Source organism: Amycolatopsis sp. NPDC059027 (genome assembly GCF_042739735.1).
Taxonomy (GTDB): Bacteria; Actinomycetota; Actinomycetes; order Mycobacteriales; family Pseudonocardiaceae; genus Amycolatopsis.
This window is the reverse complement of the sequence record NZ_JBHYIK010000025.1, coordinates 1-16,050: the sequence shown is the minus strand read 5'-3', so window position 1 is coordinate 16,050 and position 16,050 is coordinate 1. Positions and strand designations below refer to the sequence as shown.

Annotated in this window: 5 protein-coding genes; 3 read left to right on the top strand and 2 right to left on the bottom strand. The window is 66.1% G+C overall.

Translation table 11 applies throughout. The features are described from left to right. Positions 1–216: 216 nt before the first annotated feature. The 3 genes from ACFWY9_RS18805 (at position 217) to ACFWY9_RS18795 (ending at position 6,047) form a co-directional block, all read left to right on the top strand. Positions 217–2,238, top strand: coding sequence for an ATP-binding protein (locus tag ACFWY9_RS18805; RefSeq protein WP_378339380.1), 2,022 nt, complete (start codon positions 217–219; stop codon positions 2,236–2,238). 277 nt (positions 2,239–2,515) lie between these two features. Continuing rightward, on the top strand, positions 2,516–4,435 hold the full coding sequence (locus ACFWY9_RS18800) for a hypothetical protein (protein ID WP_378324028.1): 1,920 nt from the start codon (positions 2,516–2,518) through the stop codon (positions 4,433–4,435). Between the two features lie 322 nt (positions 4,436–4,757). Next, on the top strand, positions 4,758–6,047 hold the full coding sequence (locus tag ACFWY9_RS18795; RefSeq protein ID WP_378324027.1) for a YrhB domain-containing protein: 1,290 nt from the start codon (positions 4,758–4,760) through the stop codon (positions 6,045–6,047). 46 nt (positions 6,048–6,093) lie between these two features. Here ACFWY9_RS18795 and ACFWY9_RS18790 read toward each other — a convergent pair whose 3' ends face one another. Together ACFWY9_RS18790 and ACFWY9_RS18785 are read right to left on the bottom strand one after the other, a co-directional pair. Then, the gene (locus ACFWY9_RS18790; protein WP_378324025.1) at positions 6,094–6,687 is read right to left on the bottom strand and encodes a hypothetical protein; all 594 of its coding nucleotides are present in this window, start codon (positions 6,685–6,687) and stop codon (positions 6,094–6,096) included. Positions 6,688–6,705: 18 nt separating this feature from the next. Beyond that, positions 6,706–15,615 carry a hypothetical protein gene (locus ACFWY9_RS18785; protein ID WP_378339379.1) on the bottom strand — a complete coding sequence of 2,970 codons (8,910 nt, stop codon included), beginning with the start codon at positions 15,613–15,615 and terminating at the stop codon, positions 6,706–6,708. Between the last annotated feature and the right edge of the window lie 435 nt (positions 15,616–16,050).

The following is a 16,050-nucleotide window of genomic DNA, read 5'->3' as shown; positions in this document are numbered from 1 at the left end:
ATGACACCTTCTGCGCCACATCCCCGTCGCGCGGGACTTTCCGCGCGGAAAGAGTTTCGCCGAGCCTGACTCCGGACCATAGAACAGAAAAGTCTTCACATTATCCACTGTGGAATCACTGCTCAAACCGCCCGAGAACGAAGGGGCCGACGCGTGACCGAGGTACTTCCTCTCTCGACCGCCCGTCCGAGCCGGCGGCGTTCGATAGCTGATCGTGTGCGGCAGTTCTCTCGTGCGGGTTTCGTCGGACGGACCGAGTATCGGCGGGTTTTCGGCTCGGCGCTTGCCGGTGAGCCGGGTGCCCCGCAGGTGCTGTTCGTGCACGGTCCGGGAGGGATCGGGAAGTCGACGTTGTTACGGCGGCTGGCCGACGACGCCGAGGAGCGGGGGCATGCCGTGGTGTGGGTGAACGGGGAATACGTACTCACCTCCACCACCGCGCTGACCGAGGCCGTCGCGCCGGTGCACGCGAGTGCACGGCCGGTGCTCGTCGTCGACGGATTCGAGCACTGCCAGGCCCTGGAAACCTGGATCCGCGAGCAGCTGCTGCCCACCGTGCCCGAGGACACCGTCGTCGTCATCGCCGGGCGGCACCGCCCCGACCCGCACTGGACCCTCGACCCGGGGTGGCAGCACCTTGTGCGCACGATCGCCCTGACGACCCTGAACCCGGACGAGGCCGGTGATCTGCTCGCCCAGCGCGGTGTTCCCGGCGAACTGCACGCCACCGTGAACGGCTTCGCGGCCGGGCATCCGCTCACTCTCTGCCTGGCGGCGGAAGAAACCTCCGCCCCACCCACCACGACCCGCGACGCCGCGTGGAAACCCAGCCCGCAGATCATCGAAACCTTGCTGGCCCGCATGATCGACCGGGTGCCCTCGGCCGCGCACGAATACGGCCTACGCGTGGCCGGCCACGTACGCCATGTCACCGTCGGGCTGCTCCGCACCGGACTGAACGAACACGACGCACGCACCGTGTTCGACTGGCTGGCCGGATTACCGTACGTCGAAACAGGACGCCACGGACTGGTCTGCCACGAACTCGTCCGCGAGGTACTCGACTCCTCCTTCAAATGGCGCGACCCCGTCGCCTACGGCGAGTTGAACCTGCGCTTGTGGCGGCATTTGCTCGACAGCCGGCCAACCGTTTCGGACGCCGAGATCGATGTGGCGGCGAACGATCTGCTGTACCTCTGTCGCCACCTCAGCCCGGCGAACAAGGCGGTCCTCGCTTTTCGGGAACGCGAGGCGCTGTTCGAAAGTGCCTACCGGCCGGAAATGCGTGCGAATCTGCTGCGCCTGGCGCACGAGGACCGGGGCGAGGAGCACACGCGTCTGGTGGCCTACTGGCTCGACAGACAACCGGAAGGCTTCACCGTCCACCACCGCGCCGAGGACATGACGATAGTGTCCTTCAACGCCTGGCTACGCCTGCACCCGGGAACGGACGAGCTGAGTGGCGACCCCGCGCTCGCGCCGATACAGGAGTATCTCGATCAAACCGGCCAGGTGAAACCCGGAGAACATGTCGGGGTGGCTCGCTTCCACGTTCCGGCGTTGTCCGCCGAACACTACGTGACCGGGATGAACCTCCACACCGGGTATCAATCCACCAGGTCGCTGCATCGGCGAAACGGGCTCGTCGCGAGCTTCGTACTCGTGCCGAACGTCACGAACATGGCGCCCCACCTGGAAGCGTACGACTTTTGGCTGTACCGGGCGATCCCCGAGTTCGACGACAAGACCTGGGGGCTGTGCATGCACGATTGGCGCGAGGTTTCCCTAGGGCAGCTTCTCGAACGAACCGAGAAGACAATGCGGTGTGGCGTCATACCGGGCGACTCCGCTAGCGATGTCCGTGCCGCACCGGCGATGTCCCAAGAGGAGTTCTTCGCCGCGGTCAAGCAGGCCCTGCGCGACTGGCATGACGAAGAGGCGATCGCGGTGAACCAGCTCATCGGAGCCTACGGCGATGCCCGTACCTTGCGTACGACGGTCGTCACCACGGTCGACACCCTGCGCCAGGACCGGCGGCGCATCAAACATCAGCGCGCCGTCCACGCCACCTACCTCGACCGTGACACCAATCAGAAAGCCGCGGCCGCCCGGCTCGGCGTTCCGTTCAGCACCCACCGCAGGCACCTCCAGTCGGGCGTGCACGAAATCTGCGCCGCACTCTGGCAACACCATGAGGAAAACCGCGTCCAGGACAACCGGAACTCGTCAGCCGAATGAGGCGCCTCGGTGTAGTCACGGAGGACACCGCGGGTCAGCCGGGTGCTCGACGCCGGCGGCTGGTTGAGCAGCACGAGCGCGTGAGTTCGCCCGAGTTCGAAGGGACCGGCGCGTGAACGAGATAGTACCCTTCCCCACTGCCCGCCCGAGCGAGCGGCGTTCGTTGGCTGATCGTGTGCGGCAGTTCTCTCGTGCGGGTTTCATCGGCCGGGTCGAGTATCGGCGGGTTTTCGCTGCAGCCCTTCGCGGTGAACCAGGTGCTCCGCAGGTGCTGTTCGTGCATGGTCCGGGTGGGATCGGGAAGTCGGCGCTGCTGCGGCACCTGGCCGATGACGCCGCGGTGCGGGGCCACACGGTGGTGTGGGTGGACGGGGAATACGTGCTCACTTCCGCCACCGCGCTGGCGGAGGCCGCCGCGCCGGTGCACGCGGGTGATCGGCCGGTGCTCGTCATCGACGGGTTCGAGCACTGCCGGCCCCTGGAAACCTGGCTGCGTGGGCAACTCCTGGCCACGGTGCCTGAGGACACCGTCGTCGTCATCGCCGGGCGGCACCGCCCCGAACCACACTGGACCCTCGACCCCGGATGGCGGCACCTCGTCCACACCATCCCCCTGGCACCCTTGGATCCGGACGAGGCCGACGCCCTGCTCGCCGGCCGCGGTGTTCCCGATCACCTGCGCTCCCCGGTGAACGGCTTCGCCGCCGGGCATCCGCTCACCCTGTGCCTGGCCGCCGAAGAAACCTCCGCCAAACCCGGCCTGGCCGGCAACACCGCGTGGGAACCCAGCCCGCACGTCATCGAAACCCTGCTGGCCCACATGATCGACCGAGTCCCCTCGGCAGCGCACGAATACGGCCTACGCGTGAGCGGCCACGTACGCCACGTCACCCTCGGACTACTCCGCACCGGACTCGATGAACACGACGCACGCATCGTGTTCGACTGGCTCACCGAATTGCCGTACGTCGAAGCAGGACAGCACGGACTGGTCTGCCACGAACTCGTACGCGAAGTGCTCGACTCCTCCTTCAAATGGCGCGACCCAGTCGCCTACCACGACCTGCACATGCGTCTGTACCGCTACTTGCTCAGAGCTCCGTCGGCCGTCTCGGGAAACGCGGTCGAGGTGGCGGTCAGGGACGTTCTCTACCTCACCCGGTACCTCGACCAGGAATACGCCCAGATCATGGCCGACCAGGAGCGTGAATCGCTGTTCATCAGCGACTACACACCGGAAATGCGCGAGGACGTACTGCGCATCACACGCGAGAACGAAAACGACGAATGCGCGCGACTGGTGGCCTATTGGCTCGATCGGAAACCGGAGGCGTTCAAGATCAGCTGCCGTGCCGAAGATCTGACGCCGGTGTCGTTCTTCGCCTGGCTGCGGCTGTCCCCGGAAACCGACGACCTGACCGGCGATCCCGCGCTGGCCCCGATCCGGGAGTACCTCGATCGCGTCGACCGGCTAGGCCACGGAGAATATGTCGGGATGGCTCGCTTTCAGGTTCCGGTGGTCTCCGCCGAGCGCTGCATGTCCGAAACCGTCCTCAACGCCTCGTTCATGTCCACCCTCTCGATGCACCAACGGGACGGCCTCGTCGCGACCTTCATGCTGATACCGGAGATCGAAACCTTCGGTCCCGGGATCGAGCAGTACGACTTCCGTACCCTCCGTTCGATACCCGAACTGGGGGCGGGGGGCTGGGGTGTCGTCGTGCACGATTGGCGGGAGGTCCCCATGGAACCGCATTTCGAAAGAATCGAGAAAACGCTGAGTCAGCGCGGCGCCCCGGGTGACGTCGCGCGGGACGTCCCACCGGCACCGGCGTTTTCCCGGGAAGAGTTCTTCGCCGCTGTCAAGCAAGCCCTGCGCGATTGGCACGATGACGAAGCGGTCGCGGCGAACCCACTGGTGCGGATCCACGGGGGCACCGCAGCCCTGCGCACGGCGGTCACCTCCACCGTCGACGCCCTGCGCCAGGACCCACGGCGCATCAAACACCAGCGCGCGATCCAGGCCACCTACCTCGATCGTCAGACCAACCAAAAAGCCGCCGCGGCCCGGCTCGGCGTTCCGTTCAGCAGCTACCGCCGGCACCTTCAGGCAGGGGTGCACGAGATCTGTGCGGCGCTTTGGCATCGCCAAGAGGAAAACCGCTTCCAGGTGAGCCGGAACTCGTCAGCCGGATGAGGACGTTCGACGTCGTTCCACCGATCGGATAGGCGCGAGGAACCCATCTCATGCCCTGAAGGGGAGGATGGGGGCCCGCACCGGACAGCGCGGACCCCGCTCGCGGTTCACTCCGGACATCGGTTGAATACTTTCGGGCAGAGCTGCTCGTCCGTCCTCGACTTGGCCGAGGCATACCCTGTGCTATTGGTAGCGTCTCCGATGGATTCCGGGCAGGGCGAACCGGCGAAGCCCGATCCGGACACCGGCGTCACGTCCGGGAGACGCACAGGCGAAGCGACCTGAGATCGGGCTGTCCGGCAAGATGCGACCGAGGTGACTTATGAGCGACGATCCCACCAGCAGGGCGGCGGACTGGCTGGAACGTACCTACCGCGGTCTGGTCACCCTCGCCGACACCCAGCCCCTGCGCGAGGGCGACCAGACCTGGCTGTACGGCTGCGACTACACGAGTAGCTCGGCCGAGCCGATGCTGGCCGCCACGATCGCGGTACCCAAGGACGGCGGTCAGCCATTCCCGGTCTCCACCGCCGATCCGCTGAATGAGGAGTTCAACGCGTCGCCGGCGGCGGACCTGGATCCGCGGCCGTGGCGGTGGCGGGTCAACGCCCGCGGCTGTCTGGTCGCGACGGACGCCGCCGTGGACCGCCGCCCCACCTCGGCGCTGCCGTGGGTCCCGCTGGACGAGGCGCCCGGCTGGTGGGACCGGATGCTGAACACGCACTTCCCGGACTCCGAGGTGTTCACCAGTTCCACCTGGGCGGATGTGTCGTCGGCTTTGCAGGAGGGCGGCCCGGGTACCCGTACCGCGGTGTGGTTGCGACGGCAGCTCTCCGGTTCCGAGCTGACCGGCCATCTGCTCTACGGCTTCCACGACGAGCGCCAGGTGGTCTTCCTGGACGGACAGCGGGGTGCGCTGGCCCGGCTGGACGACGACGAGATCGGCCAGCTCGTGGTCGCGCGGTTCCACCGCCCGGTCGTCACCGAAACGACGTCCTTTTCGGTGCCGTGGGAGGCCCCGGCGCCGGACCTGCGGGCCGCATTGGACAAGGCGACCAGCTGGCTGGAGCACACCTATCCCGACCCGGTGGTCCTGGTCCGGCCCGATCAGGACGACGAGACCGAACGGGGCTGGCTGTTCGCGTGCACCACGCGGCGATTCCAGGAGACCGGCGAGTGGCGGGATCAGATGCTGGACGCCGCGCTGGTGGTACCCAAGGAAGCCGGCCGCAAGCCGTTCGGGCTGCCCAACAACGATCCGTGGTCCTATCTGTCCGATTGGGACGCCAGGAAGGACGGGCTGGGCAACCCGCCTGCCCCCGGCACCGCGGCTTGGTTCCAGCCGACCATGCGTGAGCTGGGCACCCCGGTGAGCTTTGCCGAGCACCGCAGCTGGGGCGAGGCACTCACCGAGTTGTCGGGCACCCCGCAGGATTCACGAGCAGTGGTATGGATCCGCCGGCAGGACGCACGGGGCCGGGAAACCGTGGGCAACCTGCTCATCGCGCTCAACGAGCCCGAGGGGGTACGGCTCATCGACTCGATGGCCGAGGACAATCTCCCGGTCTTCGAACAGGATCCGATGGCGGTGCACGTCATCCGCTACCGGTAGATCTTGAGCCGACTCCAGTTCGCGCGCACCGCGGGCCACCACCGGCTCATCGCAGCATCGTGACGAACGTGGGTTCCAGACTGGTAACGCGGAACAGTTCGGCCACTGCTTCGCGCGCGTTCTCCGAGCCACGCAGCAACACCGCGACGTCGTCACTGCCGTCCCACCAGGGCGCGACGAAAGCCAGTTCCGCTCCCGAAGCCAGGCGCAGAATCAAGACCTTACGCGGATCATCCTCCCCAAGGGACCAGAACACCGCACCCGCCTGCATCCCCACGTACGCGTAGGGCAGCCCGACACGCGCGACCGGGATGTCCGGAAAACTCCGCCACTGCGACGGGGGCACCCTGCGGACAGCCGGCGCGGGCCAAGGGCGCCGCGCCTCCATTTCGTTCAGAATCGCGGCCAGGAACGCACGCATGGCAGCCGCACCGTGCGGCGGCGGTGTCACCTCGGTCAGATCGGTACCCGGCCGGATCGCGGCTTCCAGGGCCGCGAACTCATCCTCGACTGTCAGATATCCCAACGGCTCGCGCACAAGCACGCGGGCGATCCGGGCCGCTGTCACACCGTCGAGCGATTCGCGCGGCAGGATACTTTCGCAGATGCCGTTCACCACGCCTCGCCACTTGTCCACCATACCCCACCTCGTACATGATCAAGATTTAAGTACCTGAATTCTTGCGTAGCGGAACTCCGCTCCTTGTCGAACCAGGTTATCCACAGTCTGCATGACATGTTTTTCCATAGGTCGATAATGTCCACTGCGACCGATAATATGCAGTAACCTACCCGTTTCGACCCGAATATACCCAGCTCCGGCGGTATCGCCCCCCGAAAGAAAGCTGGAATGCTGAAGCTCTCCGGCAGATTTTTTCGCTGAATAAAGGACCCCTTCCTCGTCCATCACGAAGATGAACTTATCACCACCCCCCGAACCTCGCCCAGTCGTATCAAAAACACGCCCGATACTATCGTAAAGAAGGCCATCCGGCCCTACCGTGATCAGATAGGCCTTTCGCTCCTCTTCCGTGAAGTACTTCACATGCGTGCCCAAGCTTGCGTATCGCCGATTTCCCGGCTTGTCTTCACCGTGGTATTTGGCTTGCATTTTCATCAGCTCGAAATTCGGCGGGAACTCCAGTAATCGCAATGCTACCTTTTGCAGTCTGGCGCTAAATTCCTCTTCGAGCCAGCGCAACTCGCTTGGGCCTACCGAAGAAACGACGAGTGCAAGTTCCAGGCGACGAACTCCACTGACCCACACTTCGCCGTTCCGGGTTTTCTCCTTCGCCCATTCCCATCTGCGCCGGACCGTCTCCCTCACTCTAGTGAGATAGCGTTGACTCGGAGCAAATTCTGCGGCGTCGCAAATACTTCCAACAATCTTTTCCGTCAATTCCGGAACAGTCTTCTCAGTGAGAGAATTCCAGAGGTAGTCGAAAGTGCGGACAGCCGTCTGCGACGCTCGGTCCGTGGCTTCGGCCTGTTTGGTGGCCCACCCCTCGTCCTTACCGTACGCATAAGCCAGTTCATCGGTGCTGTAGGGAAGTCCGGCAGCCTTCGCTGCAAGCAAGTCGGCGCGCGCGGCCGCGTCGACCTGAGCCAAGGCCCACTCCATGCTCTTGCCGTGGTTTCCGGCCAGCCGTTCGGCAAGGACCGGCAACCCGGCATCCACGTCGCTGAGGACTTCGGCGCGGGCACGACAGTCGGCCGGCTCATCGGCGAGCAGGTCCCCGTACCAGGCCGGACGCGCCAGCTGCCGCGCCACCCGCCGCGACTCCCACTCAGGCGGAGGAGACGAAGGCCGGTCGACCAGACGGTTCGTGCCGGAACGGGAATCCAGCCCGGCATGCGGTTCACTCTGGTATCTCGCGCCTCGCGCGGGTGACCGCCGATGACCACCGGCACGCGGGACCCGATAGTCCCCGCCCCGCTCCAGTTTCACGATCCGCACGTCCTCGTGCTCGATCGACAGGTCGGCCATCCCCGACTTACCGCCGAGCTTCTTCGACACCCGCTGCATGGCCACATAGTCGACGGAGCCGGACAGGCGCCGGTGGAAGTTGTAGATGTGCCGGTGCCCGCCCGGCGACCGGAAGGACACCAAACCCTGCTCACCAGGCTTGAACACGGCCCGGATGTGCTTGTCGGCCGCCGCGAAGTTCGGGAACGACGCGCCGAATTCCTTCCCGATCGCCTGCTCGATCTGCCATCCCGGCATCGGCGGGCTTCCCTCGGCCTCATACGACTGGTTGTGCTCAATGACTTTCGCCACCTGAACCGCCACCACCGGACAGTTCGTCAGCCTGGCCGCGAGGTCCCTCCTGGACTCGTCCGGCCACGGCTCGTTCACCTCCAACGCCGGCTCGTAGTGCGTCACGGCGTAGCGGTAGGCATCCCGGAGATCGGCGAAGGCATCCTCCGAAATCGGGTCACCCGGTCGGTATCCCTCGCGGAACGCCGGCCGCGCCAGCTCCTCCGGCCCGGCAAGCTTCAGGTCGTTCCTGCTCAGCCGCCTCTCCACCTCGAACATGGTCATGTCCGCCGGCACCATGAGCCGTTCCCGCTGCCCGGCCTCCCAGCGCGAGTATTCGGTGTGCAACGAGTCGAGCCACTCTCTCCCCCCTTGCGTCGATGGCCGCTCCCGACCGGCGGATGTAAGGAAGGTGGCGACCTCCCGCGGATCGCGCTTCAGCACCTCCGCGGCAGCGAGCAGGTCCTTTTCGTCCACCCCCAGGTCCGACAGATCGTCCGGAATGCGCTTGCCCGCCCTGCTGACGGCGAAGATGGCGGCCGCGTGCTCGCCGCCCACCTTCGCGACCAGCCGGGTGAAGTCACGAATGGTGAACCAGTTCCCCCGATTCAGGATCAGCATCTCAGGTGCGATCTTCTCGGCGTCCTCCGCCGGCACACCGAGTTCCCGCAGCCGCCACACCTGAGCGTCCCGCGCCCACTTCCCGTCGAACAGACCTTCGGACCAGCGTTCGTGCTGCTTCGCCAGCCTCCCGAGGGCCCGGTTCAGCTCCCCATGTGTAGCCTTGCCACTCGCCAGGAACCGCTTGAAAGCACGGGTGTCCCATCCCAGTCCCGCAACGAGCCCGGGGATCCCCTTGGTGACGAATCGGTTCGCCGCCTCCCCGAACACGGGTGAATCCATCGGGACGCCGTTCAGCTCGTCCAGCACCGCGCGGAACGGCGCCAGTTCCCGCAGGGCAAGACCCGTTTCCGCGCCGAATCGCAGCAGCACAGCTGCCGGAATCCCGGTTTCGGCGGAAACCCGCGCCAGCTGGTCCGGGAACGGGCCGAGCGTCCGGCACAGCTCACGCAGAGCCCGAAAGTGCTCCCAGGGATCGAGATCGGCTTCGACCAACAGACGGAGCGGACCTTCATAGTCATTCCGGCTAAACCAGGGTATCTCGCGAGAATCAGCGGCAACATCCTCGGCGCTCAACCCAAGTACACTCTCCACCGGCGTTGGCACTGGCGGCTTGATGACTTTTTTCGGGTCCGTCGTGATGATGTGAAACTCTTTGACATTCGTGGGGACTCGCCACATACTACGGTTGGTCCTATCGGGAATCTCCACCCTTCCGTCACGAGTACGCGCAATGAGCATCGCATGACGGGGCTCCGCCTGAATCAAGAGGGTCTGCAAAATACCCTTGGACAGCATTTTCCGAGCAGCGGCATTTACCTCTGCGAGACTCTTATACGGTCCCAGTAGCTGCCCCTTTGTTGCCTCGACAATCTCCTCCAGCGTGTTTCCGCCGCTGGGCTTGGCGCGGTACACGGTTCCCGGATGGTTGCGCGTGTTCAGCGCCGCGATCGTACACTCGACACAGTTGCTTCTTCGGCCGAGCGTCTCCAGTGCCGACTCGACCACACCATCCTCCGGTTCGTTCACCAGCAGCAAATCGCTGTAGTGCGCGTCGAAGTATCGCTTGGCATCGGCCGGAGAGGCGAAACTACCGGCGTGGATCAGATCGCCGTCACGGTAGTCGGCCGCGAACCGCCAGCCGCCCGGTTCGGCGGCGACCGGCACGTCAGCCCCGCCCGCCGAAGCAGAAGCGTGCGCCGGTCCGGCGGTGTGCTCGCCGCGGTAGACCTGGCCGGCAGGACCGCTCGCAGCATCCTGTATCCGCCACTGCTGCGCGTCACTCGCCCACTCCCGCAGACCGCTGGTCCAGGAGGCATCCCTCGCCAGCAGCCGGCGGAACGCCTCGTCCAGTCCGCGGTGCACGGCCCGGCCGCTCGCCAGGAACCGGTCGAATGTGTCCCGATTCCAGCGGAGACCCTGGATCAGTTCGGGCACAACGTGGTTCACGATCCATTCCGCCCGATGCGGAATCTCCGGGGAATTCATTTTCACATTGTTGAATCCGGCCAGCAGGGCGCGGAACGGCGCCAGCTGCACCGGGGCAAGCCCGGTCTTCGCACCTGCCCGGACCAGAACCTGCGGGTGCAATCCATTCGCCTGCGCGACGCCAGGCAATTCCTCTGGGAACCGGCCGAGCCGCCGGGTCACCGCACGCAGATCCTTGAAATACGCCTTCGGATCCAGGCCCAACTGATACAGCCACCTGAATGCATTGCCATAGCTGAACCAAGGTAGGTTACGACTGTCGTCGGCAACGTCGGCATCGGTCAGTCCGAGTCCGTCCACCACCCGGCGGTACGGCGCGGAATAAATTTTGCGACGCCGCAGCTGTACCACATGATATTCCACGTCATTATTTTGCGGCATATACATTTCCAACGCCTGCACATCAGAAAGGAGCGGTGTTCCCTGGTACATATTTCCCAGGACGGTGTGCGCACCGCCGGTTCGTGTGATCAGAACGGCCGCCTGGTCACCCCCCGCAGTCAATATCCGCACAGCTTGGTCAACACCGGCAAGATCCCGGAAGGGCCCTACTACCGGTTCGCGGACGGCCTGGACGAGTTCGGCCAGACTGGTGCCACCACTAGGCTTGGCACGACGGAAGTAGCTACCTGGATTATTACGAATATTGGCCGCCTCGACAGTGACGGGGCTGCAGTTGTATCGTCGGCCCAAGGTTTCCAACGCCGACTCGCGTACACCGGCTTCCGGCTGGTTCACCAACATCAAGTCGGCGTTGTGCTCGGCAAAGAAGCGCCTGCTGTCCGCTCGGCTGACAAAACTGCGGCCGGTGATCATGGTGCCGGGGTGGTAGTCATCCGCAAAGCGCCAGTCGCCGGAACGGCTCCTCGGCGAGGCCGCCCCTGGCGCCATGCCGACCAGCATGTCCGGGTCCAGCCGCGGACCTGCCATCGGCGTCGAACCCAGCTCGCGCAGCGGAACATATCCGCGTACCTCGGCGGGCTCGATCTTCGAAGCCGTGCCTCGATGCGGATCGGCCTGGGTGAGGTCACCGTTCGCCGACCGCCGGACCAGGACCATGTGCCCCACCGGAGCATTGCCCTCCCGAAGGACGACCCCGCCCCACACCGCACCTCGGTGCCCGGCGACCACGCCCCCGGAACCACTCAGATGCGCCACCACCTGGTCATGGGACGCCTCGACCATGTCCTCCGGCCGCACCCGCAGCTGCTCCGCCAGCCACGACAACGGCATCGGACCACCCGGCGCGGCGTGCACGGTACCGGTCACGGCGCCTGCGGACCGGTTGTTTTTCAACGTCTGGACCGCCGCGACGAACGACTGGCCACAATTCTTCGTATGCCCATCCACGTCGAACAGGTAGAGCTGCGAGTTCACCCCGGCAAGCTCAGGGAAACGCGCGCGGAACTCGATGTTCGCCGCAGAAAGAACAACATTCCCACCAGAGTCTGAAATCGAACTCGTATCGCTCTCGTCGTCAAAGATGACGTCCGGCAACGGGTCGGCAACATTTTTTCGCTCACCCTGCTGAGCGTCCTCGGCCTGATCGAGAAGATCGCAGAGTTCAGCATTGTCCAGCATGGGTTCGGCGTCTTGCGGGAATTCGTGAACCTCCGCCACGTAGCGCTCGGCGTCGGCCCGGCTGATGGCGAAGCGCGAAGCCAATGACTCCGGGGCGGAATGCCGCATGTCCCAGCCAGGGGAATCCACACTGCCGTACATCGCGCGCGCATGGTCACGAGCAGCGGTGGCGATCACCCGTTCGGCCGTGTCCACCTCGAACCGGTACCGCTCGGCAAGCGCTTCCGGCGAATAGGGTGACCCCAGCATCGCCGCCTGCTCCACATCCATCCGCGCGGCAGCACTGATCCCGTTCCGCGCGAACTCCAGGACCGACTCCCGATGCTCTTCGCTCTCCTGGTCCAGGTCCCACCGGAGCTGCCGGGCCAGGTCCTCGACCGAGAACGGCACACCTTCCCCTGCAGCCCACCGCGCATACGCTCTGATAGCGGTCGATGCTATCGAATCGGCCGTTTCCTGGTAATTGTGTAAATACCTGCGAGCTCGAATTATTCGCGGGTCACTGCCATACAGGACAGTCCGCTGGAATTCAGCACTGGCGACCGTGTCGAATTGACTGCCGTACCGCGCATCGCTGACCCGGAACTGGTCTCGCAGGAAACTCAGATGAGACCTTATGTCCACCCGCGGGTCGTCCGCCACCGGGTCCTGCAGCAAGGTCTGCGCCGCGTGATAGACAATCGCTTCGCGCAGCTGAGCATCGATCCGGTCCCGCGCCCACGCTTCGTCCTTGCCGTACCTGCGCGCCAAGTCCTTCTCGGTGACCGGTTTGCCCTCGGCGAGCCCGCGCCGGATATCGCTTCCGGCGGCATCGTCGATCGCTTTCTCGGCCCTCGTGAAACTGATTCCGTACTGTCCGGACAGGTCCTCCGCGGTAAGCGGATTCCCGGCCGCGGCCGCCTCCTTGGCCGCCTGTTTCGCGGCATTTCCGCCAACAGCCTCGACCACGGGCGCCTGAAGAATCCGGGCACGCGCCTGCTCGACGTCCAAGCCGAACTCGGCGGCAAGGCGTTCGGCGGAGTAAGGCCGCCGGGCACCCATCGCCTCGATCACCGCGATATGGGCCGCCGCATCGATCTGGAGCCTTCCCCATTCCCGGGACTTCCCGTATCGCCTGGCCAGCGCCTCGGCGTTCGGGACCTCACCACGGCCTACCGCCGCGCGCACCTCGGCCCGCGCCAGCTGTTCCAGCGCCCCCGCAGCCTGCGCCCGCAGCTCATTGGGCTGGACCTCTCCGTGGCCATCGAGCCGGCTCAGCCCGAATTCCGGGACCAGCTGCCGGTAAACCTCGGACTTCGACAGCTCTTCCCGCAGCGCTGCCTCGGTGAGGATCGGTTTACGCGCCCACTGCGGCGTCCTGCCGTAACGCCGAGCCAGCTCACCGGCGGAGTAAGGCCGGCCGCCCGATTCCACGGCCGCCCGCACATCCGCCAGTGCCGCAGCGAACACGACCTGGTCAACCCAGCTCTCCCCGCGGACCTTCACCGCGAGGTCCTGACCGTACTTGGCGGCCAGTTCCTCGTCGGAGTAAGGCCGGCCGTGGTCGGCTGCCTCGCGCAGATCCGCCACCGCGGCAGCCTGGATCAGCCGGTACGCGTCCTCGTCTCCGATGCCGTAGGCATCGAGCACCTTGGCTTGATCGGGCCAGTTCCCGCCGGTCTCCCGCAGTTTGTCCATCGCCGCGGCTTCGACCACGCGTTTCACGTGCCGCCTGCCGACACCGTGCTTGCCGGACAGGTAGCTGCGCAGCGCCCGTGTGACACCACCGTGCGCGGCAGCCTTGTGCACTTCCCGGGCAACGTCGCCCAGCACCAGGCCCAACGCGTGCTCCTCGCTCACGCCGGGGATGGTCAGCAGCTGATCCGCACGCAGCGGCTCGGTCCCGGCCGGTGCGCCGACCAGACGTTCCGTCGACAACTGCTTGCCCGCCAGCGGAGTCGTGCCGAGGTCGGACAGCGGCCGGAAGCCCCGCACGTTGTGCGGTCCCACGTCTGGGAGGACCCCTCGGTGCGGATCCAGGTACTGGACCGGCTTCGTTCCTTCGTGCCGCGGACCGGCAGCTGCCCGCTCCGCCAGCACGACGTGCACCATGCCGTCCCTGCCCTCGATGTACACCTGGGCCATGGCACCCGGGGTGTGGCCCGCCATGTGCGATTCGACCTGCTCGAAGGTCGCCTCCACCGCCTCCGTGCCGTGATGCTCGTTCGCCGCCCCGATCGTCATCGGCCTGCCACCGGGCGCCGGCACCGTAACGCCACCCACCCGATTGCCGGACAGGATGTTGCGTCGGGTCTGCACGGCGGCGATCACCGACTGCTGGCAGTTCTCCGTGTGCCCCTCGGCCCGCTGGGCGTACTTCTCGCCGTTGACCCCCCAGTATTCCGGGTAGCGCTGCTTGAACTCCTCCTGCTGGAGCGCCAGCTCGGAGGTCTCGCGCCCGGCAGGGGACTCGCGCTGAACCAGGCCCGACGACGGCGTGTCTTGGGAAAGGCGAAACGGAGACGACGGTTCGGATCCCGGGGTCCGCTTCAGGTGCGGGGGCCCTGAGGCCGGACGGCTCTCGGCATTGCCGGATGGCCGGGACACCGAGACCTCGGGAGTCTGCCCTGGCTCGCGATCCTGCCGAATCGGCACGGCCATGTCCTCGGCTCCCCCCGGATGACGCGCCCCGCCTCGGGCAGGCGCGGTCAGGTCGGTTGCCGGGTTTTCGTGAGGCTTGCCGGTATCGAGTGCCCTCGGGCCTTCGAACTCGGTCTGCGGCCGGACAGCCGGTACCCGGTGCCCGGAAGCGCCGACGCGAGCGACTTCGCCGCCGGGAGCTTTCTCCATGACCGGGGTGGTCGGGCTTACGGGAGGCCGCGATGTACTTCGGGGCCCCGCCGAAGGTGTGGTCGTGCTCGAGGTTCCCGATGAACGAACGGTGGCCGGCCCCACCAACCGGTCCGGCTGCCCGAGCGTCTTCGGGTCCTGCCCGTGGTTCTGGCCGTGGTTCTGGCCGAGGTGGCCGTTCGCGGGATGCCCGCCTTCCGCGCCTGCCGTGTTCTGCCCGGCGGGCACGTGCCGTTCGATGGTTGTGCCGGTGCCGGGGAACTCCACCGACCTCGACGGAAAGGACGACGATTCGACGGAGGTCTTCGGGGCGTACGAGGACTGCTGGAGGTCCCGCTGACCACCGCTCAGCGGCGGCTTGGTGTTCAGCGGTGTGTTCTCGGACGACGGGGACCGGGTCGGGTCGGATCCCGGCGCTTCCTTGGCTGGGCCGGAGGTGTGTGGTGTGGTGGTATCGGGTTTCGGGGTCTGCGTCGGTGTGCTGCCCGGCGGCTGGCTTGGCTGGCCGGTGGCCGTGGTGGTGGTTCCGGGTTGCTGGGTGCTGCCGTTCTCGTTCGGCTGTTGGTCGTTGGTGTGCCGTGTCGGGTCGATCGAAGACGGCGACGGCGACGGCGAGGAAGTCTGCGGCGTGTTTCCCGTTTCCGGGTGGTGCGTACCGATGCCGGAGCCTGTGGTGGCGGTGGCCGGACCAGCGTTCTGGGTATGTGGTGCGGGGTTGCTCGCGGCGGGATTGTGACCCGCCGATGACAGCGACTCACCCGGCCGGACGTCCGGCGTGCCCTGGTGAGCCACCGGCGACTCCACCACCCGCGGCTGCCCACCAGGCGACTCCACCGACGGCTGCCCACCGGACTGCTGCGCGGTCGGTGTCTGCTCACGGGGAGATTCCGTTGCTGCGGGTCGGGGCGTGGGGGCAGGCGATGTCGCGGTGGTTGGTGAGGTCGCGGGCGTGCCTGATGGCTGACTGGCCGCCGGTGGTGTGGGCTCGGGGCGGTAGGCCGGAGGAGGCGTATACGGGGCGTTGTAGGGCGGAGGCGCCGGATATTCCGGCGGCTGTTCTCCTTCCCGCACCTCCTTACCCGACTTACCACCATCAGCCGAGGGCTTCCCATCCTGGTCCAGGTGTTCCAGCTTCACCTCCGGAGACGACGTCAACTCCGGCGACGACGCATCCACCACACCAGGACCACCCCCATGCGGCCCCCCATGACCACCCCCATGCGACCA

Bases quoted from the DNA above. Each gene is read 5' to 3' on its own strand.
- ACFWY9_RS18795 (WP_378324027.1), top strand. From the start codon at position 4,758: ATGAGCGACGATCCCACCAGCAGGGCGGCGGACTGGCTGGAACGTACC.
- ACFWY9_RS18790 (WP_378324025.1), bottom strand. From the start codon at position 6,687: ATGGTGGACAAGTGGCGAGGCGTGGTGAACGGCATCTGCGAAAGTATC.